This window comes from Pseudomonas sp. LB3P31 (assembly GCF_054897945.1).
Genome location: NZ_CM142710.1, coordinates 2,090,460 through 2,116,629, shown reverse-complemented (window position 1 = coordinate 2,116,629; position 26,170 = coordinate 2,090,460). Strand labels below are relative to the sequence as shown.

Sequence of the window (26,170 nt, the reverse complement as noted above, 5' to 3'; positions counted from 1 at the left end):
CAGGCAAATTCGTTGAAAGGTGTAGGGCAAAGGAGGGACGTCGGCCCGGCTTTTCCGCGATGGGCGCAAGATTACCATGGGCAGTCCGCCCCTCGCAGGGATGAAAGCCATGCACTGCATTTCATTCCTCGGCGCAGCACCTGCAGTTCTTCACATTTTGATTGATGCTGTGCCTTGCAAGCGCAATGCGCTCGTGTACGGTAGATCTCATCCCGCCCGCCCAGGAGATGACCGTGAAAGAAATCACCCAGCTCGCCGCTGAACTTGGCAGACGCCTGCAGGTTCTCAATGCTCATGTCGCTACCGCCGAGTCGTGCACCGGCGGTGGGATTGCGGAGGCGATTACCCGGATTCCGGGGAGTTCGGCGTGGTTCGAGGCCGGTTATGTCACTTATTCCAATCGGCAGAAGACCGCGCAGCTTGGGGTTGCCGATGAGCTGTTTGCCACGGTCGGGGCGGTCAGTCGCGAAGTCGTTGAGGCCATGGTCAGGGGCGCGCAGGAGAAAAGCCGGGCGACTTTTGCCGTAGCGGTCAGTGGTGTCGCCGGGCCGGACGGCGGTTCTCCGAGCAAGCCGGTCGGCACGGTCTGGCTGGCCTGGGGCGTCGGCGAACAGCTGTTCAGCGAGGTCCAGCACTTCCCGGGCAATCGCGATGAGGTCCGCCGACAAACGGTGAAGGCCGCGCTAGAGGGGCTGCTGCGGCATGCCGCTTTAGAAATCTCAAATCAGGGGTAGGCGATCCGGAAGCGCTGTGGAATAATACTGTCTACTTATACAGGTGTTGGCCGTCAGGCCTTATTGATTACGTGAGGACTTTAATGGACGACAACAAGAAGAAAGCCTTGGCTGCGGCCCTGGGTCAGATCGAACGTCAATTCGGCAAGGGTGCCGTAATGCGTATGGGCGATCAGGACCGTCAGGCGATCCCGGCTATTTCTACTGGCTCTCTGGGTCTGGACATCGCGCTCGGCATTGGCGGCTTGCCAAAAGGCCGTATCGTTGAAATCTACGGTCCTGAATCCTCCGGTAAAACCACGCTGACGCTGTCGGTGATCGCCCAGGCGCAAAAAGCCGGCGCGACCTGCGCATTCGTCGACGCCGAACACGCCCTCGACCCTGAGTACGCCGGCAAGCTCGGCGTTAACGTTGACGACCTGCTGGTGTCCCAGCCGGACACCGGTGAACAGGCCCTGGAAATCACCGACATGCTGGTGCGTTCCAACGCGGTTGACGTGATCATCGTCGACTCCGTGGCGGCACTGGTACCGAAGGCCGAAATCGAAGGCGAAATGGGTGACATGCACGTGGGCCTGCAAGCCCGTCTGATGTCCCAGGCGCTGCGTAAAATCACCGGTAACATCAAGAACGCCAACTGCCTGGTTATCTTCATCAACCAGATCCGGATGAAAATCGGCGTCATGTTCGGCAGCCCGGAAACCACCACTGGTGGTAACGCGCTGAAGTTCTACGCTTCGGTTCGCCTGGACATCCGCCGTACTGGCGCGGTGAAAGAAGGTGACGAAGTCGTTGGTAGCGAAACCCGCGTCAAGGTTGTGAAGAACAAGGTCGCTTCGCCGTTCCGTCAGGCCGAGTTCCAGATTCTTTACGGCAAGGGTATCTACCTCAATGGCGAGATGATCGACCTCGGTGTTCTGCATGGTTTCGTCGAGAAGTCTGGTGCCTGGTATGCCTACGAAGGCACCAAGATCGGTCAGGGCAAGGCCAACTCGGCCAAGTTCCTGGCGGACAACCCGGAAATCGCCAAGAAACTTGAGAAGCAGCTGCGTGACAAACTGCTGACTCCAGCGCCGGACGTTAAAGCATCGCCAGTCAAAGAGACTGCTGATGACCTGGCCGACGCTGATATCTGATTGATCAGATGACCGCCGTACTCGATACACTCGTCGCAGTGCGGCGAACCGCAATGGACCTGCTCGCACGACGCGAGCACGGTCGAGTCGAGCTGACGCGTAAACTGCGTCAGCGCGGCGCCCTCCCTGACATGATCGACACTGCACTCGACCGTCTGACGGAAGAGGGGCTGCTGTCCGAGTCCCGTTACCTTGAAAGCTTCGTTTCCTACCGTGCCCGTTCAGGCTACGGTCCGTTGCGTATTCGTGAAGAACTGAGCCAGCGCGGCCTGCAGCGAGCAGATATCGAGCTGGCACTGCGCGAGAGCGGAATCAGTTGGTATGAACAGCTGGAAGACACCTGGCGGCGCAAGTTTTCCGGGCATTTACCAATAGATGCCCGGGAGCGAGCGAAGCAGGGTCGTTTCCTGAGTTATCGCGGTTATTCCATGGAAATGATCAGCCGGCTGTTCAGCGGCCGAGGCATGGACGACTAAATGAAAATGCCCGCTATCGATAGCGGGCTTTTTTTATTCGCTTCACGTCACTTTGGAAGGCTCACGGCTGCGCTGTTGTGCCTGGGCCTTCGGCTGCGCCCAGTTCTCCGGCAGGTTGATGTAATCCACCAATTCCCGCAAGCGTCCGTGATTGCGCGCATTGAAGGTGAACGCCAGTCGCGCCAGGTGGCTGAACTGTTGGTCGTCGTGTTCTTCGCCGCTGTAGACGTGCTGATGAAAATGATCGCTCAGACACAGGTCGGCAAATGCCTCTTGCATGTGTTCCAGCGCCTGTTCGCTCAGTTTGTGGTTCATGCGAATCACGAACTGATGCTTAAGCCAGCGGCTGGAGTGGAAGTTGCTGTAAAACTGATTGATCTGCTCCACCGCCTCCTCGGCGCTGTAGACCAGGCTGACGAGCTTCATGTCAGTGGGCAGGATGTAGCGATTTTCTGCCAGCTGATGGCGGATGAAATCCAGCGCACCCTGCCAGAAGGTGCCGCCGGGAGCATCCAGCAATATCACCGGTACCAGCGGACTTTTGCCGGTCTGGATCAATGTCAGTACTTCCAGCGCTTCATCGAGGGTGCCGAAACCTCCCGGGCAGAGGACCAGCGCATTGGCTTCCTTGACAAAGAACAGCTTGCGGGTGAAGAAGAAGTGGAACGACAGCAGGTTGGCCGTGCCCTGGACGGTCGGGTTGGCATGCTGCTCAAAGGGCAATGTAATGTTGAAGCCCAGGCTGTGATCAAGGCCGGCACCTTCGTGAGCTGCAGCCATGATTCCGCCGCCGGCCCCGGTGATCACCATCAGGTCCGAGCGGGCCAGTGCAGCACCCAGTTCTCGGGCCAGGCCGTAAAGCGGGTGCTCAACAGGCGTACGGGCAGAGCCGTAGACCGTGACTTTGCGTCGTCCCTTGAACGGTTCCAGCACGCGAAAGGCGTGTTCCAGTTCGCGCAGGGCTTGCAGGGTGATCTTGGCATTCCAGCGATTGTGGTCTTCCTGCGCCATGCGTAGCACGGTAAGGATCATGTCACGGTAGATCGGTGTGTTCGGGCTGGTGGGTGAAACCAGGCTGAGTAGTTCTTCGACCTTGCTGGTGAGGTCGTGGCCGCTTTCTGCAAAATGACGGCTGAGGAGGTCATTCGGTAGGTAAGGCATTCAACTTCTCCTTGTGTGCGGGCTCTGGTTTTTTTCGCTAAATGAAAAAAACGTTCGCAACGTCAGAATCAACAACGGGCGGCTCCTTCCCGACCCTGAAACGTAGTGGTGTTTACTCTAAATCTAGTCCTTGGCGATGATTTGCGCAGGCTTGATCATTGCGCCGCAAAGTCTTTCCTGGCAATCGCTTATTAGCCAATTGAAAGGTGATTTCACCGCTCGTCCGATCCTGGTCCGAGACTGCTGTGCTCTGATTTACTAAATGACAGGCTTTACCCGACAGTTTCGCGTAAAGGGGCGAAGGGCAGGGAGGCGGGAAGCGATGACCAAGGTCGTTCTGGAAATCGATACGCAGCTGTATCGATTGCTGAAAGTATCAGCCGAGACCAACCATTTGAGTCTCGAGGAGGAGTGCTGCCGGCGTCTGGAGGGCGGCGAGCGTCGTTCGCGTTATTTGCAGGCCCTGGTAGCGGAACTGCGCGCCGAGGATGAACAGCGACGCGCCAATTCCCGCTGAATCACTTTTTCTTCTGGTTGGCTTTCGGGCAATCCGATTCCTGGAAGCGCTCAGTGGCGACCGGGCGGTTGGTCTTGACCTCTGTGAACTCGTAACGCATGACCGCGCCCTTGGCCATCAGCTTGCGCAGGCCGGGGTTATTGCAGACGGTGGAGCCGAGCTGGAAATACACGGCCTTGGGGTCGGCGCGCATCTTGTCAGCGTGAGTGCTCTGTACGCTGAGGTGATTGATCAGCTCTTTGCCTTCGACGGTATAACCCTGATCGAGAATGTCTTCATTGATTGCCCGCGGAGTGCCGACGCTGCTTTGCGCGGCAACGTTTTGCAGCATTTTGCTCAGTTCCATGTCTTTCAAGGAAGCAGCCTGGGCGCTGAAGGACGACGCCAGCAAAATGGCAGCGGTAGGAACGATAAGGCGCAGCATGAAACTCTCCTGGTTCAGTGACTGGTGGTTCGACCCGTCACATGACTGTGCGTTCAGTGGCGGCGAATTATAGGGGACGGGGCCTGGACGGTACAGGCTTGCGCGGGTTGCTCTGATAAACTGCCAGCACTTTATGCCCAGCCGAGTGTTGTTCGTGTCGATGATCCCTTCTGCTCCCCCCTTTGCGGCAAATGCCGTGGCCCGCTTGCGCGATCAGCGCGAGGAGGAAGGAATCAAGCCGATTCAGGCGCGCGGCTGGAGGGCCACCCGCTGCCGAGCCTGTCGCGTGATCGAGAGCCATTGCCTGTGCGCCTGGCGCCCGCAGGTCGACGCGCGCTCCGGTGTGTGCCTGATCATGACCAACAAGGAAGTGTTCAAGCCGAGCAATACCGGCTGGCTGATTGCCGACGTTGTGCGCGACAACCATGCCTTCATCTGGTCGCGCACCGAAGTCGATCAACAGCTGCTGGCGCTGCTGGCCGACCCGCAGTGGCAACCGTACCTGGTGTTTCCTGGGGAGTACGTCAAGCCTGAACGGGTGACCAACCACGTTGCGGCGGATAGCTCGAAGCGTCCGTTGTTCATTCTGCTGGATGCTACATGGACCGAGGCGCGGAAGATCTTCCGCAAGAGTCCGTACTTCGATGCACTGCCGATCCTCAGCCTGCTGCCTGAAAAGCTTTCGCGCTATCGCCTGCGCCGGTCAACCCGTAGCGAGCATCTGTGCACGGCTGAGGTGGCGGCGCTGTGCCTGGACCTGGCGGGAGATGTCGAGGCTGCATCGGCACTGGACGCTTATTTCGATGTGTTCAGCCAGCACTACCTCGATGCCAAGCAGCAACTGGACATGAACGTCGAAACTCCCGCACACGCCGAGCTGATGCCCTATGTGCAGAATGCTGCGGCTGCAGTCGGCTGATTGTCGCCCATACTGTAAAGATCTGTACCGCCCAAGCACCTTGACCACCCCGGCTGCGCTGGGCATGCTTGGCGCCGATTGGGGCGCGGCCGTGCTTTGAAACGCCGTTTTATTGATTGATTGGCGTTGAACGTGCCCTGTTGGTGCAGCTCCGTGGCTGCGCTTTGAGTTGTTTGAAAAACAGGATCATTTGAAAAATGGCCACATACGACATCCTGATTGCCGATGACCATCCACTTTTTCGCAGCGCATTGCACCAGGCGTTGACCCTGGGCCTCGGCCCGGAAGTCCGCCTGGTAGAGGTCGCGAGTATCGCGGAGCTGGAAACTCGCCTGGACGAAAAGTCCGACTGGGATCTGGTCCTGCTCGACCTCAACATGCCCGGTGCCTACGGTTTTTCCGGGTTAGTGCTGTTGCGCGGTCAGTACCCACAGATTCCAGTGGTGATGGTGTCGGCCCAGGAAGAAGCGTCAATCATGGTCAAGTCCCGCGAATTCGGGGCCAGCGGCTTTATTCCCAAGTCCAGCGACCTGAGTGTGATTCAGAAGGCCGTCAGGGCCGTATTGGACGGCGATGTGTTCTGGCCCCCTCAGGCTTTCGAGGCGGTCAGTGTTTCAGCCGAGGCCAAGGCCGCCAGTGAAGGCCTGGCGAGCCTCACCCCCCAGCAGTTCCGGGTGTTGACCATGGTCTGTGAAGGGTTGCTGAACAAGCAGATCGCTTACGAGCTGAGTGTGTCGGAAGCCACCATCAAGGCCCACGTGACCGCTATCTTTCGTAAGCTGAACGTGCGCACCCGCACCCAGGCGGCGTTGCTCTTGCAACAACTTGAGTCAATTTCGAGCCATTAAACCGGCGGCTTCACGCTTTTTTGACTTTTACTGGTCTAGCTTTCCCACTCCTTTTTGGTGCAGTTGCTTAATATATGTCTCCTTTCAAAGGCCAGACCGGCCTAAAACGCATTCTCAACGCCTCCGGTTACTCCCTGGATGGCCTGCGCGCCGCCTTCACTGGCGAGGCAGCATTCCGCCAGCTGGTGTTGCTCAACGTCATTCTGGTGCCACTGTCGTTCTTCTTGAATGTCAGCCGCGTGGAGCAGGCATTGTTGATCGCCGTGTGCCTGCTGGCCCTGATCGTCGAGTTGCTCAACTCCGCAGTTGAGGCGGCCATTGACCGCATCTCCCTGGAACTGCACCCGTTGTCCAAGAACGCCAAGGACATGGGCAGTGCCGCGCAGTTCGTGGCGCTGACCATGATTGCGCTGGTGTGGGCAGTGATCCTGCTTTAAGCGATGGTCGGCAGCACGATCTCGTCGCTGCGCTGAACCCCGGCGGTGAAAGCGCGGCACAGGTCGAGAAATTCGCGCATCGCCGAGGTCTGGTATTTCTGTTTGTGCCAGATGAAGTAGAACTGCCGCGCCAGGTCCAGATCTGGCGTTTCCACTGGCACCAGGCTGCCACGGCGGAAGGCGTCGCGCAGTGCCAGGCGCGAGATACAACCAATCCCCAGACCTGACTCGACCGCGCGCTTGATGGCTTCGGTGTGCTCAAGCTCCAGGCGAATATTCAGCGCACTGCGGTGATGGCGCATGGCTTGGTCGAACGTCAGGCGCGTGCCGGAACCCTGTTCCCGCAGGATCCATGCTTCCTGGGACAATTCCTCCATGTTCGCCGTGCCGCGCAGGGCCAAGGGATGTTGGGGTGCGCAGAACACCACCAGCTCATCCTCGACCCAGCTTTGCACTTCGATGTCCGGATGGCTGCAATCGCCCTCGATCAGACCCAGGTCAATTTCATAGTGCGCGACCTGTTGCACGATGTTGGCTGTGTTCTGCACGTGCAGCTTCACCTGGCTTTCCGGATGACGCTGCATGAAGCTGCCGATCAGCAGCGTGGCCAGGTAGTTGCCGATGGTGAGGGTGGCGCCCACCGCCAGCGAGCCGAAACCGGACTTGCCGTTGAGCAGGTCTTCGATTTCCTTGGCCTGATCGAGGAGTGCGACAGCTTGCGGTAATAGCTGTTTGCCCAAGGCGTTGAGGCTCAGCCGTTTGCCCGCGCGGTCGAACAGCTGACAGCTGGACTGGCGCTCGAGCTCGGTGATTGAGGTGCTGGCGGCCGATTGCGAGAGGTTGAGCAGGCCCGCTGCACGGGACACGCTTTCCTGCTGGGCAACGGCGACGAAGACTTGAAGTTGACGTAGAGTAAATCGCATATCTATATAACCGATAACCCTTATCTTAATAATCCATTTAACAGATATTGTCGCTGCCATTAGAATGCGATGCAATTGCGCACAGCATAGGCGCAGGCAATATCTCCAGGAGTCCCACGTACATGAGCAACATGAACCACGAGCGTGTCCTCAGTGTTCATCACTGGAACGACACTCTGTTCAGCTTCAAGTGCACCCGCGACCCGGGTTTGCGCTTCGAGAACGGTCAGTTCGTGATGATCGGCCTGCAACAGCCCAACGGCCGGCCGCTCATGCGCGCTTACTCGATCGCCAGCCCGAACTGGGAAGAGCATCTCGAGTTCTTCAGCATCAAGGTGCCTGATGGCCCGCTGACTTCCCAGTTGCAGCATCTGAAGGAAGGCGACGAGATCATCATCAGCAAGAAGCCTACCGGCACGCTGGTACTGGATGACCTGAAGCCTGGCAAACATTTGTACCTGCTCAGCACCGGTACCGGTCTGGCGCCGTTCATGAGCATCATCCAGGATCCGGAAACCTACGAGCGTTTCGAAAAGGTGATCCTGTGCCACGGCGTACGTTACGTCAACGAAGTCGCTTACCGCGAATTCATCACCGAGCACTTGCCGCAGAACGAGTTCTTCGGTGATGCCTTGCGTGACAAGTTGATCTACTACCCGACTGTGACCCGTGAGCCGTTCGAGAACGAAGGGCGGCTGACCGACCTGATGCGCAGCGGCAAGCTGTTCAGCGACATCGGCCTGCCTCCGATCAACCCGCAGGACGACCGCGCCATGCTGTGCGGCAGCCCGAGCATGCTCGACGAGACCAGCGAAGTGTTGAACAGCTTCGGCCTGAAAGTTTCGCCGCGGATGCGCGAGCCGGGTGATTACCTGATCGAGCGTGCGTTCGTCGAGAAGTAAGCCTCTCGCGCAATTGCTTTGCTCTACCTGTAGGAGTGGGCCTGCTCGCGATAGCGGTATACCAGCCAAGATTACCGTTGGCTGATACACCGCTATCGCGAGCAGGCTCACTCCTACAGTTGTTTCCGGGATTCAGGTTTCTGCGGGTATGACTTCAAGCACGCGAATCACGCCCGCCTCGGGGTAATGCCAGCGCACATCCAGGTCCCAGAACTGTGCGCCGTATTCCCTTTGCGGGGTTGGTGTCTGGTACGCCGGACGCGGATCCTGCGCCAGGCACTGCTCGATCAGTTCGACCAAAGGCTCCTCAAGGCGCTGAGCATGGCCATGGGCCTGCTGTAGCGCTGCATCCGCCCACTGCACCGGAATCAGCTGCGGCGCAGCGCTGGCGATGCTGTTGGAGGCCGTCTCGATGATGTCGGCGTAAGGTACGTAGGGTTTTATGTCGAGAACCGGCGTGCCATCCAGCAAATCAATGCCGGAAATCCACAGTCGATCCGCTTCGACTCTGTCCAGCTTCACCACGGACTGACCCATGCCATTGGGCCGATGCGTGGCGCGGGTGGCGAACACTCCCATGGATTTATTACCGCCCAGGCGCGGCGGGCGCACTTTCAGACGTGGCTTCTCTTCCAGCGCCTGGTGGAACAGGAATAGCAGCCACACATGGCTTACCTGCTCCAGGCCCTGTACAGCATCGCCCTGATCGAATGGCGCGACCAGTTCCAGCACGCCACGCGCGGCGGGCGCCAGCTGCGGTTGACGCGGAATGGCGAACTTTTCCTTGAAGCAGGAGCGCACGAAGCCGATGGGGGAAACGCTGTAGGTCATGGTTTGGGGTCGAGGCGGGAACTGGACGGGCATGATAACTCACCCAGAGACCGTTCACCGTGGGAGCAAAGCTTGCTCGCGATGGCGTTTTCGAGATTGCCATCGCGAGCAAGCTTTGCTCCCACAGGCAAGATCGCCATCGGCAGCAAGCCGGCTCCTGCATCAGAATCGGGTCAAGATTCTTGAGGACGCACGCGCAGGGTCAGGCCCTTGAGGAAGTTGCGCAGGAGCTGGTCACCGCATGCGCGGTAGTTGGTGTGGCCGAACTTGCGGAACAGCGCGCTCAGCTCTGGCTTGGACACTGGGAACTCGGCAGCCTTGAGGATGGCGTGCATGTCGTCTTCCTTCAGCTCGAAGGCCACGCGCAGTTTCTTCAGGATGATGTTGTTGGTCACCGGCGTTTCAATCGGCTGTGGTGCACGGCTGTCGTCCTTGCCGCGCTTGAAGATCACCAGGCCGTCGAGGAAATGCGCCATGACTTCATCCGGGCAGCGGACGAAGCCTTCTTCGTCTTCCTCTTTCTTGTCCAGGTAGGTCAGCAGGTCTTCCATACTCACGTCCATGCCGCCGAGCTTGATGATCTCGATGACTTTCTTGTCGCTGATGTCGAGCATGTAGCGCACGCTGCGCAGTACGTCATTGTGGATCATGGTGTGCAGTCCTGATATTCAGCAGTGGGCGCCGCACAAGTAGCGGCGCCGAAATGTAGGGCGGCGTGAAAAGCCTTAGAACTTTTCTTTGCCGGACAGGTAGCGCCATTGCCCCACTGGCACCTTGCCAATGGACACGCCGCCGATGCGAATGCGACGGATGGCAACGACCTTCAGGCCGACGGCCTGGCAGAACAGGGCGATCACACCCGGTTGTGGATTCTTCATCGCAAAGCGCAGGCGATTTTCGTTCTGCCAGCTGGCCTTGACCGCCGGCAGCTCCTTGCCTTTGTAAGTCAGGCCGTGGTTCAGGCGGTTGAGGCCGTGAGCGACCATGTCGCCTTCCACCTCGACCACATACTCCTGCTCGATCTTGGCGGAGTCCGCAGTCAGCTTGCGCAGGATCTTCCAGTCCTGGGTGAACACCAGCAGACCGCTGGCATTGGCCTGCAGGTCGGTGCTGGCGGTCAGGCGCAGGAAGTGGCCCTTGAGCGGGCGTTTGCTGAATCGGTGTTCTTCGCTCAGGGTCTCGGCGCTGATGGTGGCCATGGCCGTCTCAGCGTCCATGCCCGCCGCGACGTTGAACAGGATGGTCACCGGCTCTGGCGCAGTGGCCTTGGCTTCCGGATCGAGTTCGACTTTCTGGGTGTCGACCTTGAATTGCGGCTCGTCGATGACTTCACCGTCCACGGTGACCCAGCCGCCCTCGATGAACAGCTCAGCCTCCCGACGGGAACAGCCGACGAGTTCGATGAGGCGTTTGGAGAGACGAATCGGGTCAGTCATGACAGGGCCGTAACAAAAAAGGGGTGGGCATTGTACCTGCTGGGCGCCGGTTAATCGCGGGTCCATTTGTCTCAGGTGCTTTTAATGTGGGAGCGGGCTTGCTCGCGAAGGCGGTACATCAGTCAATTTTTCCGTGAATGACACACCGCCTTCGCGAGCAAGCCCGCTCCCACAGTTTGGGAGCAGACCAATTGTTCAATGTTGTGTCAGGCATTTCGCGTCAGTTGTTGCGGCTGGCGCAAGCGCATATGCAACAACGGATAAGGCTGCCCCATCCCGTCATGCTCCGTGCGGCCGATCACCTCGAACCCCTGCTTGAAGTAAAACCCCAGCGCCTGCGGGTTCTGTTCGTTGACGTCCAGCTCAGAGGCGTTCAAGTGCTCCAAGGCGTAGCGCAACAACTGCTTGCCCAGGCCTTGGCCACGATGAGCCGGGTCGATGAAGAGCATTTCGATCTTGCCCGCCGCGACCCCGGCGAACCCGGTGATGCGCTGGTTGCGGTCGCGGGTGCAGATCAGCATGACGGCATCGAGATAGCGCGTCAGCACCAGGTTCTTTAGCAGTTCGATGTAACTTTCCGGCAAAAAGTCATGGGTGGCGCGCACCGAGTCTTCCCAGACTTGCGTGAGTTCCTGGTAGTCACTGAGTTTCGGCGTATGGATGACCGAATGATGGCGCATGGCCGGTTGCCCCTTGGGTGGTAGATGAAATGAATCCTTTCATCACAAAACGATAGACGTAAAAAAGCCCCGCATCTCGTCAGGAGAGCAGGGCTTTCAGATTTTTTGCGTTAGATCTGTTCAGCCCACAGGTCGTATTCGTCGGCGTCGGTGACTTTGCACCAGACCTTGTCGCCCGGCTTCAGGTTGCTGCCGTTGTCGATGAACACGTTACCGTCGATTTCCGGGGCGTCGAAGAAGCAACGGCCGACCGCGCCTTGCTCGTCGACTTCATCGACCAGCACTTCGATTTCACGGCCGACACGCATTTGCAGGCGCGCCGAGCTGATGGCCTGCTGATGTGCCATGAAGCGGTCCCAGCGGTCCTGCTTGACGTCGTCCGGGACGATCTCCAGGTCCATGTCGTTGGCCGGGGCGCCCTCGACCGGGGAGTACTGGAAGCAGCCTACGCGATCAAGCTGGGCTTCGGTCAGCCAGTTCAGCAGGTACTGGAAGTCTTCTTCGGTTTCCCCGGGGAAGCCGACGATGAAGGTCGAGCGGATGATCAGGTCCGGGCAGATCTCGCGCCAGTTCTTGATCCGCGCCAGGGTCTTGTCTTCGAAGGCCGGGCGTTTCATCGACTTGAGGACTTTCGGGCTGGCGTGCTGGAACGGGATGTCCAGGTAGGGCAGGATTTTCCCGGCGGCCATCAGCGGGATCAGCTCGTCGACGTGCGGGTACGGGTAAACGTAGTGCAGGCGCACCCAGACGCCCAGAGTGCTGAGGGCTTCGCAGAGTTCGGTCATACGCGTCTTGACCGGCGCGCCGTTCCAGAAACCGGTGCGGTATTTTATGTCGACGCCGTAGGCGCTGGTGTCTTGCGAGATCACCAGCAGCTCCTTGACGCCGGCCTTGACCAGGCGCTGGGCTTCGTCCAGCACATCACCCACCGGCCGGCTGACCAGTTTGCCGCGCATCGACGGGATGATGCAGAAGCTGCAGCTGTGGTTGCAGCCTTCGGAAATCTTCAGGTAGGCGTAGTGGCGCGGGGTCAGCTTGATGCCTTGCGGTGGCACCAGGTCGATCAGCGGGTTGTGGTCCTGGCGCGGCGGCACGGCGTCGTGCACCGCATTGACCACTTGCTCATACTGCTGCGGACCGGTCACCGACAGCACGCTCGGGTGGATCTTGCGAATGTTGCCTTCTTCGACGCCCATGCAGCCGGTGACGATGACCTTGCCGTTTTCCTTGATCGCTTCGCCAATCACTTCCAGGGATTCGGCCTTGGCCGAGTCTATGAAGCCGCAGGTGTTGACCACCACGACGTCGGCGTCCTGATAAGTAGACACCACGTCATAACCTTCCATGCGCAGCTGGGTAAGGATGCGCTCGGAGTCGACCAGTGCTTTGGGGCAACCCAGGGATACGAAACCAACCTTTGGATTGGCCGGCGCAGGAGTGGTGGACATGTCTAACCTCGGTATTTGTGACGCCTGCGGCCGGGAAGGGCGAGGCGGCTGACGGACGCTTTGTGGCGTCTCTGATCAAAAAGTGCGCAATTCTAGCGATGGAGGCCGCACTTGACCAGCTTTATGCAGGGAAATACGACGAGTGCTGCGCTATGCTTCGCGCCGTGGAGCTTTACCGATTTTTTACAGTCAACGAAACGTCTGTTACAGCAAGTAAATCAGCGCATGCTGCAAGCCAAAGCATAGTGCTTTTTCAGTGAAATCCGGGTCTGGGTGTAGGGGTGGTGGATGGGTCAGGCAAGTAGTCAGGCGGCGGACGCCGGGCATTCGGCGGCAAAACCGATCGGTATGCTGGTCGCGGCGGTGGGTGTGGTGTACGGCGATATCGGCACCAGCCCGCTGTACACCCTCAAGGAAGTTTTTTCCGGTGGGTATGGCGTGCCCGTCAACCATGACGGGGTGCTGGGGATTCTGGCGCTGATCTTCTGGTCGTTGATCTGGGTGGTGTCGATCAAGTACATGATGTTCGTACTGCGCGCCGACAACCAGGGGGAGGGCGGGATCATGGCGTTGACCGCCCTGGCGCGACGCGCCGCTGCCGGACATAGGAGGTTGCGCAGCCTGCTGGTGGTCTGCGGCCTGATCGGTGCGGCGCTGTTTTACGGCGACAGCATGATCACCCCGGCGATTTCCGTACTGTCGGCGATCGAGGGCCTGGGACTGGCGTTTGATGGCATCGATCACTGGGTGGTGCCTTTGTCGCTGGTGGTGCTGGTGGCGTTATTCCTGATTCAACGCCATGGCACGGCGCGTATCGGCATCCTGTTCGGCCCGATCATGGTCACCTGGTTCGTGGTGCTGGGCGCCTTGGGCGTCTACGGCATCCTGCAGCACCCGGAAGTGCTGCATGCCATGAACCCGATATGGGGCGTGCGTTTCTTCATCGTGCACCCAGGCATGGGCGTTGCCATACTCGGTGCCGTGGTGCTGGCCTTGACCGGTGCCGAAGCGCTGTACGCCGACATGGGGCATTTCGGCCGCAAACCGATCGCCCGGGCCTGGTTCATCCTGGTATTGCCGGCATTGGTGCTGAACTACTTCGGCCAGGGCGCGCTGCTGCTGGGCGATCCTGAAGCCGCGCGCAACCCGTTCTATCTGCTGGCGCCCAGCTGGGCATTGATCCCGTTGGTGGGGCTGTCGACCCTGGCCACGGTGATCGCCTCCCAGGCGGTGATTTCCGGCGCGTTCTCCCTGACGCGCCAGGCGATCCAGCTCGGTTACATTCCGCGCATGCACATCCAGCACACCTCCAGTGCCGAGCAGGGCCAGATTTACATCGGCGCGGTGAACTGGGCGCTGATGGTCGGGGTGATCCTGTTGGTGCTCGGTTTCGAGTCTTCCGGCGCACTGGCGTCGGCTTATGGCGTTGCCGTGACCGGCACCATGCTGATGACCACGATTCTGGTATCGGCCGTCATGCTGTTGTTGTGGAAATGGCCTCCGGTGCTCGCGGTGCCGGTGTTGCTGGGCTTCCTCCTGGTGGATGGCTTGTATTTCGCGGCCAACGTGCCGAAAATCGTCCAGGGCGGGGCGTTCCCGGTGATTGCCGGTATCGCGCTGTTCGTGCTGATGACCACCTGGAAACGCGGCAAACAGTTGCTGGTGGAGCGCCTGGACGAGGGCGGTCTGCCGCTGCCGATCTTCATCAGCAGCATCAGCGTACAGCCGCCACACCGGGTCCAGGGCACCGCCGTGTTCCTCACGGCCCGCCCGGACGCCGTACCCCATGCGTTGTTGCACAATTTGCTGCACAACCAGGTGCTGCATGAGCAAGTGGTGCTGCTGACCGTGGTCTATGAGGATATCCCGCGGGTGCCGCCGACCCGGCGTTTCGAGGTCGAATCCCACGGCGAAGGGTTCTTCCGGGTGATCCTGCACTTCGGCTTCGTCGACGAGCCGGACGTGCCGCAGGCGCTGAAGCTGTGTCATCTCGATGACCTCGACTTCAGCCCGATGCGCACCACCTACTTCCTCAGCCGCGAGACCGTCATCGCCTCCAAGCTGGAAGGCATGGCCCGCTGGCGTGAAGCACTGTTCGCGTTCATGTTGCAGAACGCCAATGGCAATTTGCGGTTCTTTAATCTGCCGTTGAATCGGGTGATTGAGTTGGGGACGCAGGTGGAGATGTAGCGGCGATTAAAAAAGCCCCTGCTGCTTCCCGGCAGCAGGGGCTTTCACATATCTCTGTAGGAGTGAGCCTGCTCGCGATAGCGGTGGGTCAGGCAATACAAATGCCAACAGATGCACCGCCATCGCGAGCAGGCTCACTCCTACAATGATCCCGGCGCGTCACCGCGTCAGATCACTCCTCAACCACCTTGTCATTGCTCTGGCGCTTCTCGATCACATCCACCAGCCGTTGCGCCAGTTTCGGATAGTTCTCATCAAAGTGATGCCCGCCCGGCAATTTCAGCGCTTCACCCACGGCGGTCTTGTCGGTGCAGCCGCTTTCATCCGCTTCCTCTTCACCGTAGATGCACACCACCTTCTCCGCAGGCAGCTTGGCCATTTCCGGGCCGGTGGCGGCTTCCTTGCCGGCGTTGCCGAGCCAGCCTTCGACTTCGATCTCAAAGCTGCCGGTCCGGGCGAAGGCCAGCAGGATAATGGCATCTACGCGCTGCTGTTCGGCCGGTACCAGGCGGTTGTAGATGGCTGGCAGGACATCGGCGCCAAACGAGTAGCCGGTCAGGACGAAACGCTTGGTGCCCCATTTCTGCCGGTAGTGCTGCATCAGTTCGGCCAGGTCCAGCGCGCTCTGCTCGGGGCTCTTGTGCTGCCAGTAGTAGCGCAGGGTGTCGATGCCGACTACCGGGTAGCCGATCTTCGCCATCTCGCCCGCTACGTCGCGGTCGAGGTCGCGCCAGCCGCCGTCGCCGGAGAGGAACAGGGTGACGGTGTCCTTGGCCTGGCCGGCCGGCACTTCGACTACCGGAATCTGCAGGCCGCCAGCGTCCTTGTCGCCGCCGACGAGGATCTTGCGCAGCTCGTTGTTCAGCACCTGCGGCAGGTTGATGTCGTAGTCGCTGATGCTGGTCTCGGCGTTGGGCTGGTCACGCACGAAGCCGGCGCTGCTGTCGTCCGGGTTGTCGTTCCAGGCGACTAGCCAGTGGCCATGCGCAGCGCTTTTTGGCAGCAAGTGAGTGCAGCCGGGTTTTTCCAGGGCCAGGTCCACCGAGATGGCCTGGGCCTTGTCGTTCTTCTGCTCGGACAACCAGCGCCAGGCCAGCACGGCGCCGGGGCCGATGCCGCTGACCAGGGTCGCCGGGCCTTGAAGTTCGCGCAGGCCCGATTGCAGTGCGCGACTCTGCAGCAGGCATTCCTTGGGCAGGATCACCTGGACGATCTGCGCCGAGCCGGTGCGGCTCAGGGTCAGCAGTTGTTTGTCGCTGAGCTTTTGCTCTTCAGTTACCGCGACCAGCACCTGGGCGCGGGGCGTGGTACCGGGAATCACCCGGGTTATCGCCGCGCCGTCGGCCGGTTTGAGCGTTTCGAGAGTGGGTTCCGGGGCCGGGCGCTTGAGGTACCAGTAACCGCCACCGAGAATCAGGGCCAGCACTACCAGTGTGGCCAGTACATACCGCAGGGAGCGTTGAATCATCAGCGTTTCACCAATCCAGTCAAGCCGCCCGCAATCAGGGCGGCAGTGTCGGCCAGGGCTACCAGCGGATCGAGTCCGGCGGGCACGGCCATATAACGGGGTTCCCAGTCAGGCTGGAATTTGTCTTTGAAGCGGCGCAAGCCTTGGAAGTTGTAGAGCTGCTCACCACGGCGGAAGACCATCGAGCCCAGGCGCTGGGTCAGCGGTGCACCGCGCCGGGGTTGCAACCCCGACAACGGCACCATGCCCAGGCTGAAGCGCGCGTATCCGTGACTCTTATAGTGTTGAATCAGGCCGACCATCATGAATTCCATGGTCAACTTCGGCGCATCGGGGTGCGCGCGCATCAGGTCGAGGCTGGCCAGGTCATGGCTGAATGTCTCGAGCAGGTTGGCGAACGCCACCGGGCGGCCTTCGAAGCGAATCACCGCAATGCGGAAATGCTTGAGGTAGTCATAGCTGAAACGGCCGAGGGAAAAGCCTTTTTCGCGAACATTCTTGCCAGTCAGCCAGGCGTCGGAAATCACCTTGAGCTCGTCCATCGGCGCCAGGCCCGGCTCGAAGATCTCCAGCGACAGGCCATCGCGGGTACCGCGGTTCCAGGTGTAGCGCAGGTCCTTCATCTCCTTGCCCTTGGCTTCCAGGTCGAAGCGCAGCAGATCGACCCGGGCTTCTTCGCCCAGCTTTATCGCGGTCAGGCCGATGTCCATGTAGTACGGCAGGTTCTCGGCGCGCACCTGGTAGAACACCGGGCGGGCGTGGTGGATGTCGCACAGGTCGCGGAACTGCCAGATCATTTCGGCGCGCTGCTGGGCCGGCCCGATCGGGTCGTACAAGGCCACCAGGCTGCGGCCACGCCGCGCGTACATCAGGAACGCCTGCTCGTCAGGGTGGAACAGCAACGCCTTGTCACCGGTCAGCGCCAATCCACCGTCGGGCTGGGATGAGGCCATGAGGATCTTCACGGCCCGGTCCAGCTCATCAGGCGTTGGCAAGTGGATCACCGGACGCGCGGTGCGCAACAGCCAGGTCAGCGACACCACCACCAGCAGCACGGCAGCACCGAGCAATGATCGCAGGCCTCGGGGTGCATCGGCATCCAGGGTGAACTGCCACCACAGTTGATGGCTGTACGGAACATCCTGGTAAGCAAACAGCAGCAGCCAGATCGACGCACCGAGTACGCACAGGCTCGACACCAGGTACAGCGGCGAGAACGGCAATTCAGTCAGGCGGCTCGGCCGATAGAACGAGCGACGGAACACCCCCAGCAGGCTGGCGGTCAAGGTCAGGAGGCTGGCTTCTTCCCAGTCAAAACCCTTGAGCAGGGAAAGCAGGGCGCCCACCAGCAACAGAATGGTGGTCAGCATCCAGGCTGCCGACAGGCGCCGGCGCAGACCTTGGGCCAGCAGCAGGCACAGTACGCCGATCAAGCTGGCGCCGAAGTGCGAGGCCTCGACCAGGCGATGGGGAATCAGAAAGCCGATGTGCTCCAGGCGGGTGTCGATTTCCGGGGTCACGCCGGAGAACAGCAACACCACGCCCGACAGGAACACCAGCACCGCCAGGATCGGCGCCGCCAGGCCAGAGGCGGCGCGCAGGGACTGGCGGGATTGGAACAGGCGCTGCCCTTCGTTAATCAGCAGGAACACGCAGGCCACCAGCAATGGCAACACCACGTAGATCAATCGATACAGCAGCAGCGCGGCGGCCAGCGGGGCAGCACCGAGCTTGTCGGCGAAGGCAGCCAGCAGGATCGCTTCGAAGACGCCGACACCGCCCGGCACATGGCTGAGCACCCCGGCGGCCAGCGCCAGCAGGTACACCAATAGAAACGCACCGAAAGGCGGGGCTTCCGGCAGCAGCAAATACAGCACGGTGGCTGCTGCGGCTACATCGAGGGCGGTGATGATCAGTTGCAGGAACGTCAGGCGCCGACCCGGCAGGCGCAATGTGCGGCGCCCGGCCTTGACCAGTAGATTGTCCGGATACAGTTGTTCCGGCAGGCGGCGACGATAGATGCCGATGGCCAGCACGCTGAACAGCAGTAAAACGGCGCCAGCGACGGTGCCTAGCAGGAGCTCGGACAAACCCAGGGCGGCCGAGGCCGCTGGCAGGTCACTGAGTGTGGCAAGGGCAGCCAGGGGCGGCAGGGCGCAGCCAAGCGAGAGGCTGGCGAACAGCGTCATGTGCGCGACTTCCGACGCACCCAGGCCGTGACGCGCATATAAGCGGTAACGCACTGAACCACCGGAGAGCATCGACAGGCCAATGGCATTGCCGATCGCAAACGCAGTGAACCCGCCCAGGGCGAGAATCCGCGGGGCCAGTGTCACGCGCGCATACCGACTGGCCGACCATTCATAGCCCAGCAGGATAATGAACCCGACCACGGTCGCTGCCAGTGCACCGAGCAAAGCGGGTTTGGGGACTTCGAGTATCGAATCGTGCAGAGCGTCCAGATCCAGCTCGCTCAACAGATGACGACAGGCAATCAGCGCGATGGCGAACAGCAGCAACGTAACTGCCAGGCCGATTGGCTGGCGGTATTTGCTCACCAGATCCAGCAGGCGCAAACGCCCGGGCTTGATCGGTTGTGTCGCTGTGACGGAGTCTTGTGGATCAGACGAGTTGGCGCGCATCAATCACCTCTTGGATTGTGCGCGACAGGATGGGGGTATCCAGCCAAGTTACCAATCCCTGCAGAAAAAAATAATCACAAATATTAACGCCACTCACCCTCATCAGGTGCAGGCATGCCATGGGCCGTTGCGGTATCAGCATAGACGGAACTCAAGGTTCGAGTGATTCCGATCAGCCCACCCCAGGGTGGCAGATCATTGTTGCGAAAGGACTTTTTCGACAGATACAAAAAAGGCCACTCTTTCGAGTAGCCTTTTTTGATGTTTGGTTGCGGGAGCCGGATTTGAACCGACGACCTTCGGGTTATGAGCCCGACGAGCTACCAGACTGCTCCATCCCGCGTCTGTGTGGCGGCATTCTATAGAGATTCGACTGTGTGTCAACCGTTAATCCTGAAACAAGCCAAATAAGCGGAAATGAGTGATAGCCGGTGGCGTTGCAGCGCTAAGTTTCGGAATCAGAACGATTTCTCCTTTTCGCAGGAGAAAGGCGGGCGCACGTTTCGCTTTGTTCTGTACAAAACAGACGCGCACAAAAAAGGCCACTCTTTCGAGTAGCCTTTCTTGATGTTTGGTTGCGGGAGCCGGATTTGAACCGACGACCTTCGGGTTATGAGCCCGACGAGCTACCAGACTGCTCCATCCCGCGTCTGTGTGTCGGCATTCTACAGAGGATGGCGGGGGTGTCAACCGTCAATCACGGGGAAAACTGTTCCTGTTCAATCGCTTAGCGTAAAAACGGACCCTTCTGCATGGCTGCAGCGCAGGTGTGGTAAGGGTTTCAGCTCTATTGGTGGGTGGCTTTCGATTGAGAATATAAATTCATCTTTTTTCCTACGCTGAGGAAAGAACATTCTTACTACTGGTGCTATATACAGGTGTGGGTGAGATACTGCCGATCCGACTCGCCGAAATCCCTTTGCGCACAATGAACGCCGCTTTTATATGACCCAACGAAAAATCATCCACGTCGATTGTGACTGCTTCTATGCCGCCATCGAGATGCGTGACGACCCACGGTTGGCCGGTAAACCTTTGGCGGTGGGTGGCTCTGCGGATCGGCGTGGGGTGATCGCCACCTGCAATTACGAGGCGCGGGCCTATGGCGTGCGTTCGGCGATGTCTTCCGGCCACGCCTTGAAGCTGTGCCCGGACCTGACGATCGTCAAGCCACGCATGGATGCCTATAGAGAAGCGTCGAAGGAAATTCACACGATTTTCCGCGACTACACCGACCTGATCGAGCCACTGTCGCTGGATGAGGCCTACCTGGATGTATCGGACAGCGCGCATTTCGGTGGCAGCGCTACCCGGGTCGCCCAGGAAATCCGCCGGCGCGTATCCAATCAGCTGCACATCACGGTCTCGGCCGGGGTGGCGCCCAACAAATTCCTGGCCAAGATCGCCAGCGACTGGAAGAAACCCAACGGGCTGTTTGTCATCACTCCGGGTCAGGTGGAAGACTTTGTCAGCGGCTTGCCAGTGAACAAGCTCCACGGTGTGGGCAAGGTGACCGCTGACAAGCTCGGCCGGCTGGGCATTGTCGATTGCTCGCATTTGCGTGAGTGGGACAAGTTGGCGCTGGTGCGCGAATTCGGCAGTTTTGGCGAGAGACTGTGGAGCCTGGCGCGTGGGATCGATGATCGACTGGTGCACAACGACAGTCGGCGCCAGTCAATCAGTGTCGAGAACACCTACGACGTGGACTTGCCGGACCTGGTGAGTTGCCTGGACAAGCTGCCCGAGTTGCTGGAGACGCTGGCGGGACGCATGGCGCGGATCGACAGCAGCTACCGCCCGGGCAAGCCGTTCGTCAAAGTGAAGTTTCATGATTTCACCCAAACCACGCTGGAGCAGGCCGGGGCAGGGCGGGATCTGGGGAGTTATCAGCTGTTGCTGACCCAGGCGTTCAATCGAGGTGGGAAGCCGGTGCGGTTGTTGGGGGTTGGGGTGCGGCTGGAGGATTTGCGGGGTGGGTTTGAGCAGATGGAGTTGTTTGAGCGGTAGCTCCCTGTAGGAGCGAGCCTGCTCGCGATGGTGTGTCAGACGCATTGATGTCTACTGACACTCCATCGCGAGCGGGCTCACTCCTACAAAAACTTAATTCGGTCCTGGATCCGCGACCAGTCGCCCGGCATCCTTGGTCAACGACTTGAGGAATTCGGTCTGCAGCTCGGGATCATTGCGAGTCAGTTCAATCAGGCTCTGTTCCAGTTCCGTGGCTTCTTCTTCCAGCCCCAGTTCCGACAGGCGCTTGACCCGGTGCACCCACTGGCTCACTTCGTCGTCCTCGAGGTCGTCGTAGATCAGGCCATGAGCTTCCAGCAATTTGCCGCGCAGTGAGCTGCTGACAGCCAAAGACGTATCGACGTGCACGTCGTCCTGGCCATCCTCGACACTGATCAGCAAACGACTCAGATGATTGATGTCATGTTCGGCAAACGGGCTGTCCAGCAGGTTGATGCGCAACACGCCATTTTTGTCGGTCGTCAGCTCGAAAGTTTCCTTGCCAGCCTTGACCTGCACCGGACGCTCGCTCCACGGCAGGCTCGAGTACTCGGTGCGTTTGTCGAGTTGCACCTCGTCGATGCCGGCCAGGTTCTGCTGCGCACGACCGTGGGACTGCACGTTCATGAACGGGTTGAGCCCGGCAAAACCGTAGCTCAGCCAGTCCCTGGTCACGCTGTCCGGCAAATTGCCCAAGGCGAACACATTGACTACGTTCGCGCCGACACCGGCCACCACCGCTACGGCGCCCAGAGGAATCTCGTAAGCCTCCCGCCAGGGTTGGTAGGGCGTATAGCGGTCGTAATGGCGAGTGACCTCGAATTCGGTGACTTCGAAGGTCTTCTGCTCGTGGATTTTCACCCGGCGTTGCGGCAACTCAAGCACCTTGGGCTCGCCGACATCGACCTGCAGGCTGTGATCGAGCAGTTTGCGCTCGACACGTTCCTCGTGCTCGCTGCGTTGCGACATGTGATTGGCACAGCCGCTGACCAGCAGGGTGCCGCACAGGGCGGCACCACCGAGGCCTAAGGTGTTTCGCTTGAACATGACTTCTCTATCTGGTGTCAGCGGCGGATACGGGCCTGGAGGAAGGACAGCACTTCAGCGACTGGCAGTGCCTGCGCTTCAGGTGCGGTGCGGCTCTTGTATTCCAGGTTGCCTTCGGCGAGGCCGCGGTCACTGACCACGATCCGGTGAGGAATGCCGATCAGCTCCATGTCCGCGAACTTGATGCCCGGGCTGGTTTTCTTGTCACGATCGTCCAGCAGCACTTCAAAGCCGGCCGCAGTCAGTTCTGCGTACAACTTGTCGGTGGCTTCGCGAACCTGTTCGTTGTCGTAGCGCAGCGGTACCAGCGCGATCTGGAATGGCGCGAGGGCATCGCTCCAGATGATCCCGTTGGCATCGTTGTTCTGTTCGATGGCGGCAGCCACCACGCGGGAAACGCCAATGCCGTAGCAGCCCATTTCCAGGGTCACCGGCTTGCCGTTGTCGCCCAGCACTTCGCACTTCATCGCCTTGCTGTACTTGTTGCCCAGCTGGAAGATGTGCCCGACTTCGATGCCGCGCTTGATTTCCAGGGTGCCCTGGCCGTCCGGGCTTGGATCGCCGGCGACGACGTTGCGCAGGTCGGCAACGGTCGGAACCGGCAGATCGCGCTCCCAGTTCACCCCGAAGTAGTGCTTGTCGTCGATGTTGGCACCAATGCCGAAGTCGCTCATCAGCTCGACCGAGCGGTCGATGATGATCGGCAACGGCAGGTTCAGCGGGCCGAGCGAGCCGGCACCGGTGCCAATGGCGTCACGCAGTTCGGCATCGGTGGCCATAACCAGCGGGCTGGCCACGCCAGGTTGCTGGGCAGCCTTGATTTCGTTGAGCTCGTGGTCGCCACGGATAACCAGGGCGATCAGCTTGCCTTCTTCTTCGGCGCGCACGATCAACGTCTTGATGGTCTTTTCAATCGGCAGATTGAATTTTTCCACCAGGGCAGCAATCGTCCTGGTCTCCGGGGTATCGACCAGGCGCAGCTCTTCAGCCGGCGCTGGACGGGACGTTTCCCGTGGCACCGCTTCGGCTTTCTCGATGTTCGCCGCGTAGTCGGACACATTGCTGAAGGCGATATCGTCTTCGCCGGACTCGGCCAGGACGTGGAACTCGTGGGAGCCAGCACCGCCGATGGAGCCGTTATCGGCTTCCACAGGACGGAATTTCAGACCCAGGCGAGTGAAAATGTTGCAGTAGGCCTGGTGCATGCGGTCGTAGGTGACCTGCAGCGAAGGCTGGTCCGCGTGGAACGAATAGGCGTCCTTCATGATGAATTCGCGGCCGCGCATCAAACCGAAGCGTGGGCGGATTTCGTCACGGAATTTGGTCTGGATCTGATACAGGTTGATCGGCAGCTGTTTGTAGCTGCTCAACTCGCTGCGCATCAGGTCAGTGATGACTTCTTCGTGGGTCGGGCCGGCGCAGAAATCGCGACCATGGCGATCCTTGAAGCGCAGCAACTCGGGGCCGTACTCTTCCCAGCGCCCGGATTCCTGCCACAGCTCAGCCGGTTGCGTGCTCGGCATCAACACTTCAAGAGAGCCGGCAGCGTTCATTTCTTCGCGAACGACCGCTTCAACCTTGCGCATTACTCGCAGCCCCATGGGCAGCCAGGTGTACAGACCCGAGGCGAGTTTGCGGATCATGCCGGCGCGCAGCATCAACTGATGGCTGATCACGACCGCGTCGGAAGGCGTTTCTTTCTGTGTGGCGAGCAAAAATTGACTGGTGCGCATGGTTGGCCGTTGTCGGTTGCTGATGACGAGAAATGACGGAGCATTGTACGGGCGAGATCTGCTGGCGTACAGGCGTGCGGTCGGTGGTGTCGCAGCAGTGCGGGAATCACCCCGCTCCTGCGCGCTTTGCAGCTATAGAGGCTCTTCCGCAACCGGTGCGGGAACCGGTTCCGGCGTGGGTGTCGGCCCCGCGCGGCGGCTTTCCTGATACCAGTGCAGCATGATCAGGAGCAGTGTCGGGACCCCCAGCAACGCAGTGAGCAGGAAGAAGTTGTGATAGCCGAATTTTTCCACCATGACCCCTGAGTAGCCGCCGATCAGGCGTGGCAGCAGCAGCATGATCGAGCTCAACAGGGCGTATTGGGTGGCGGAGAACTTCAGGTTGGTCAGACTCGACAGGTAGGCGACGAACGCCGAAGTCGCCAGCCCGGAACTGAAGTTGTCCAGGGAGATGGTGGCGATCAGCATGTTCAGGTTGGCGCCCATGTCGGCGAGCATCAGGAACAGCAGGTTGGTGCCGGCGGATGCGATGCCGCCGATCAGCAGGATCGGCAGAATGCCGAAGCGCACGATCAGCAGGCCGCCCATGCCCGCGCCCACCAGGGTCATGATCAGGCCGAAGATCTTGCTGACGCTGGCGATCTGGTCCTTGGTGAAGCCTTGGTCGATGTAGAACACATTCGCCATCACTCCCATGACCGTATCGGACATCCGATAGGTCGCGATCAGGCCCAGCAGCAGGAACGCTTGCCAGCGGTAGCGCAGGATGAAGTCGTTGACCGGCGTCAGTACCGGCGCCAGGCCGCGGCGGCCCATGGCCGACAGGCACATGACGGTCAGGGTGGTGTAGAGGATGGCCCGCAGGAAGGCGCGGTCTTCGAGCAGCAGGTCGAGCGCGCTGTGACCTTCGAACAGCACGCTGGCAAAATCGGTATTGTAGAGCTGGGTGAACATCGCCGGCACGGAAACCAGCAGCACGATCAGCACGAACACCGACGCCAGTTGGTGCACGAAGGTGTAGCGTCCGGCCTGCAGTTGCGTGCGCAGCGGCACAGGCGGTTCGCGCATGAAAAACGAAGTCAGCAGCGCCGGAATCATCAATGCGCCGAACAGGATGTAGGTCCAGGCCCACGCCGAATGCTGGTAGTTGAATCCCGTTGAACCGAAGCCTTCGGCGAAGAACAGGGCACCGGCAGTGGCCAGCAGTGCGGCAATGCGGTAACCAGACATGTAGCTGGCGGCGAGGGCGGCCTGGCGGCTGTCGTCGGCGATTTCCAGGCGATAGGCGTCGACGGCGATGTCTTGTGTCGCGGAAGCGAAGGCAACGACCACGGCGATCGCTATCAGCCAGGACAGGTGTTTTTGCGGGTCGCAGAAACCCATCCCGATCAGGCCGAGGATCACCAGTGCCTGGGAAAGTACCAGCCAGGAGCGGCGGCGCCCGAGCTTGCCGAGCAATGGCAGGCGCCACTGGTCGAGCAGCGGCGACCACACCCACTTGAAGGCGTAAGCCAGGCCGATCAGGCTTGCATAGCCGATGGTTTCGCGAGCCACACCGGCTTCACGCAACCAGACCGAAAGTGTCGAAAACACCAGCATGTACGGCAGGCCGGCGGCGAAACCCAGCAGCAACAGCACGAGCGTTGAAGGGCTGGCATAGGCGGCGAGCGCGGCGCGCCAGGTTTTACGGGGCATGGGCTGGAGTCTGCCTCAAAATTACGGAAACAAAGCGCGCACTCTAACCGCTGTGCTCTACCGGGCGCCAGCCATGGCGCTGAATATCAACACGATTATTCAGGATACTAACGCCTTCCTCGCGCAATCGCGCCCGCTGTTCATCCCCGGAAGCGCTGCCTGCGGGCAGGCTCAGACGGCCGCCAGCGCCGAGCACCCGGTGCCACGGCAGCTTGGTGTCGCCGGGCAGCTGGCTGAGGGTGCGTCCGACATAACGGGCGGCGCGACCCAGGCCTGCCAGCTCGGCGAGCTGGCCATAACTGACGACTTTGCCCGCCGGCACTTGGGCCAGTGTGAGGTAGAGCGCCGTGCGTCGGATTTGCGCTGCGCTTTCGGTTTCAGTGATCGGGTCTGTCACGTACGCGGTTCCTGCCGGATAGGGTATTCAGCGTATCCAGAGTAAGTCGAGAATCGCCAATTGAGAAATGAACTCAATAGAAATAGTCGGGTCAGTGCTTGCTAGGGTCTTATTCATAC

The 26,170-nt window shown here is 60.1% G+C and carries 24 protein-coding genes and 2 tRNA genes; 10 read left to right on the top strand and 16 right to left on the bottom strand.

What is annotated here, in order from left to right; translation table 11 throughout:
• Positions 1-227: 227 nt before the first annotated feature.
• The 3 genes from ACYZTK_RS09670 to recX all read left to right on the top strand — a co-directional run bounded on the left by ACYZTK_RS09670 (position 228) and on the right by recX (position 2,346).
• A complete protein-coding gene (locus ACYZTK_RS09670) occupies positions 228-734 on the top strand; it encodes a CinA family protein (protein ID WP_462014227.1) in 507 nt (168 codons plus the stop codon).
• Between the two features lie 83 nt (positions 735-817).
• Positions 818-1,870, top strand: a complete 1,053-nt coding sequence (gene recA, locus ACYZTK_RS09665) for a recombinase RecA (protein ID WP_150709927.1) — start codon at positions 818-820, stop codon at positions 1,868-1,870.
• Between the two features lie 8 nt (positions 1,871-1,878).
• Entirely contained in the window at positions 1,879-2,346 is a 468-nt protein-coding gene (gene recX, locus ACYZTK_RS09660) for a recombination regulator RecX (protein WP_462014226.1), read from the top strand.
• A 42-nt stretch (positions 2,347-2,388) separates the two neighbouring features.
• Here the strand turns inward: recX and ACYZTK_RS09655 are convergent, their stop codons facing one another.
• The gene (locus ACYZTK_RS09655; protein WP_462014225.1) at positions 2,389-3,507 is read right to left on the bottom strand and encodes an LOG family protein; all 1,119 of its coding nucleotides are present in this window, start codon (positions 3,505-3,507) and stop codon (positions 2,389-2,391) included.
• A 322-nt stretch (positions 3,508-3,829) separates the two neighbouring features.
• Between ACYZTK_RS09655 and ACYZTK_RS09650 the strand changes: the two genes are divergently transcribed.
• Positions 3,830-4,024 carry a hypothetical protein gene (locus ACYZTK_RS09650; RefSeq protein ID WP_462014224.1) on the top strand — a complete coding sequence of 65 codons (195 nt, stop codon included), beginning with the start codon at positions 3,830-3,832 and terminating at the stop codon, positions 4,022-4,024.
• 1 nt (position 4,025) lies between these two features.
• Here the strand turns inward: ACYZTK_RS09650 and ACYZTK_RS09645 are convergent, their stop codons facing one another.
• A complete protein-coding gene (locus ACYZTK_RS09645; protein ID WP_462014223.1) occupies positions 4,026-4,448 on the bottom strand; it encodes a quorum-sensing-regulated virulence factor family protein in 423 nt (140 codons plus the stop codon).
• A gap of 160 nt (positions 4,449-4,608) precedes the next feature.
• On the opposite strand from ACYZTK_RS09645, the gene ACYZTK_RS09640 reads away from it, so the two are divergent.
• From ACYZTK_RS09640 to ACYZTK_RS09630, 3 genes are all read left to right on the top strand, one after another.
• Positions 4,609-5,367 (top strand): tRNA-uridine aminocarboxypropyltransferase, encoded by a 759-nt coding sequence (locus ACYZTK_RS09640; protein WP_462014884.1) that lies wholly within the window; start codon positions 4,609-4,611, stop codon positions 5,365-5,367.
• Positions 5,368-5,564: 197 nt separating this feature from the next.
• A complete protein-coding gene (gene erdR / locus ACYZTK_RS09635) occupies positions 5,565-6,215 on the top strand; it encodes a response regulator transcription factor ErdR (RefSeq protein ID WP_462014222.1) in 651 nt (216 codons plus the stop codon).
• Between the two features lie 74 nt (positions 6,216-6,289).
• Positions 6,290-6,652 carry a diacylglycerol kinase gene (locus ACYZTK_RS09630; RefSeq protein WP_247288596.1) on the top strand — a complete coding sequence of 121 codons (363 nt, stop codon included), beginning with the start codon at positions 6,290-6,292 and terminating at the stop codon, positions 6,650-6,652.
• Here the strand turns inward: ACYZTK_RS09630 and ACYZTK_RS09625 are convergent.
• Positions 6,649-7,575 (bottom strand): LysR family transcriptional regulator, encoded by a 927-nt coding sequence (locus ACYZTK_RS09625; RefSeq protein WP_462014221.1) that lies wholly within the window; start codon positions 7,573-7,575, stop codon positions 6,649-6,651. The genes ACYZTK_RS09630 and ACYZTK_RS09625 overlap by 4 nt on opposite strands.
• A gap of 122 nt (positions 7,576-7,697) precedes the next feature.
• Here ACYZTK_RS09625 and fpr point away from each other — a divergent pair, with 122 nt between their 5' ends.
• Positions 7,698-8,477 carry a ferredoxin-NADP reductase gene (gene fpr, locus ACYZTK_RS09620; RefSeq protein ID WP_462014220.1) on the top strand — a complete coding sequence of 260 codons (780 nt, stop codon included), beginning with the start codon at positions 7,698-7,700 and terminating at the stop codon, positions 8,475-8,477.
• Between the two features lie 132 nt (positions 8,478-8,609).
• Here the strand turns inward: fpr and tsaA are convergent, their stop codons facing one another.
• The 5 genes from tsaA to rimO all read right to left on the bottom strand — a co-directional run bounded on the left by tsaA (position 8,610) and on the right by rimO (position 12,872).
• Complete coding sequence (gene tsaA, locus ACYZTK_RS09615) at positions 8,610-9,308, bottom strand: tRNA (N6-threonylcarbamoyladenosine(37)-N6)-methyltransferase TrmO (protein ID WP_462014219.1); 699 nt, start codon at positions 9,306-9,308, stop codon at positions 8,610-8,612.
• Between the two features lie 173 nt (positions 9,309-9,481).
• Positions 9,482-9,958, bottom strand: a complete 477-nt coding sequence (locus ACYZTK_RS09610) for a YehS family protein (RefSeq protein WP_462014218.1) — start codon at positions 9,956-9,958, stop codon at positions 9,482-9,484.
• Positions 9,959-10,033: 75 nt separating this feature from the next.
• On the bottom strand, positions 10,034-10,744 hold the full coding sequence (locus tag ACYZTK_RS09605; protein ID WP_462014217.1) for an rRNA pseudouridine synthase: 711 nt from the start codon (positions 10,742-10,744) through the stop codon (positions 10,034-10,036).
• 206 nt (positions 10,745-10,950) lie between these two features.
• A complete protein-coding gene (locus ACYZTK_RS09600; RefSeq protein ID WP_462014216.1) occupies positions 10,951-11,424 on the bottom strand; it encodes a GNAT family N-acetyltransferase in 474 nt (157 codons plus the stop codon).
• Between the two features lie 110 nt (positions 11,425-11,534).
• Positions 11,535-12,872 carry a 30S ribosomal protein S12 methylthiotransferase RimO gene (gene rimO, locus ACYZTK_RS09595; RefSeq protein WP_462014215.1) on the bottom strand — a complete coding sequence of 446 codons (1,338 nt, stop codon included), beginning with the start codon at positions 12,870-12,872 and terminating at the stop codon, positions 11,535-11,537.
• Positions 12,873-13,160: 288 nt separating this feature from the next.
• Here rimO and ACYZTK_RS09590 point away from each other — a divergent pair, with 288 nt between their 5' ends.
• Positions 13,161-15,062, top strand: coding sequence for a potassium transporter Kup (locus ACYZTK_RS09590; RefSeq protein WP_462014214.1), 1,902 nt, complete (start codon positions 13,161-13,163; stop codon positions 15,060-15,062).
• A gap of 172 nt (positions 15,063-15,234) precedes the next feature.
• Here the strand turns inward: ACYZTK_RS09590 and ACYZTK_RS09585 are convergent, their stop codons facing one another.
• From ACYZTK_RS09585 to ACYZTK_RS09570, 4 genes are all read right to left on the bottom strand, one after another.
• Positions 15,235-16,530 (bottom strand): virulence factor family protein, encoded by a 1,296-nt coding sequence (locus ACYZTK_RS09585; RefSeq protein WP_462014213.1) that lies wholly within the window; start codon positions 16,528-16,530, stop codon positions 15,235-15,237.
• Positions 16,530-19,172, bottom strand: coding sequence for a bifunctional lysylphosphatidylglycerol flippase/synthetase MprF (gene mprF / locus ACYZTK_RS09580; protein ID WP_462014212.1), 2,643 nt, complete (start codon positions 19,170-19,172; stop codon positions 16,530-16,532). Before mprF ends, ACYZTK_RS09585 begins: the two co-directional genes overlap by 1 nt.
• A gap of 266 nt (positions 19,173-19,438) precedes the next feature.
• Positions 19,439-19,515: transfer RNA gene (locus ACYZTK_RS09575), tRNA-Met, on the bottom strand.
• A 229-nt stretch (positions 19,516-19,744) separates the two neighbouring features.
• Positions 19,745-19,821 (bottom strand) — tRNA-Met (locus ACYZTK_RS09570).
• A gap of 296 nt (positions 19,822-20,117) precedes the next feature.
• Here ACYZTK_RS09570 and dinB point away from each other — a divergent pair.
• A complete protein-coding gene (dinB, locus tag ACYZTK_RS09565; protein WP_462014211.1) occupies positions 20,118-21,179 on the top strand; it encodes a DNA polymerase IV in 1,062 nt (353 codons plus the stop codon).
• 93 nt (positions 21,180-21,272) lie between these two features.
• Here the strand turns inward: dinB and ACYZTK_RS09560 are convergent, their stop codons facing one another.
• From ACYZTK_RS09560 to ACYZTK_RS09545, 4 genes are all read right to left on the bottom strand, one after another.
• The gene (locus tag ACYZTK_RS09560; protein ID WP_462014210.1) at positions 21,273-22,226 is read right to left on the bottom strand and encodes a hypothetical protein; all 954 of its coding nucleotides are present in this window, start codon (positions 22,224-22,226) and stop codon (positions 21,273-21,275) included.
• Positions 22,227-22,243: 17 nt separating this feature from the next.
• On the bottom strand, positions 22,244-23,959 hold the full coding sequence (locus ACYZTK_RS09555) for a proline--tRNA ligase (RefSeq protein WP_462014209.1): 1,716 nt from the start codon (positions 23,957-23,959) through the stop codon (positions 22,244-22,246).
• Between the two features lie 132 nt (positions 23,960-24,091).
• The gene (locus ACYZTK_RS09550; protein ID WP_462014208.1) at positions 24,092-25,654 is read right to left on the bottom strand and encodes an AmpG family muropeptide MFS transporter; all 1,563 of its coding nucleotides are present in this window, start codon (positions 25,652-25,654) and stop codon (positions 24,092-24,094) included.
• Between the two features lie 43 nt (positions 25,655-25,697).
• A complete protein-coding gene (locus ACYZTK_RS09545) occupies positions 25,698-26,051 on the bottom strand; it encodes an MGMT family protein (RefSeq protein ID WP_462014207.1) in 354 nt (117 codons plus the stop codon).
• Positions 26,052-26,170 lie beyond the last annotated feature (119 nt).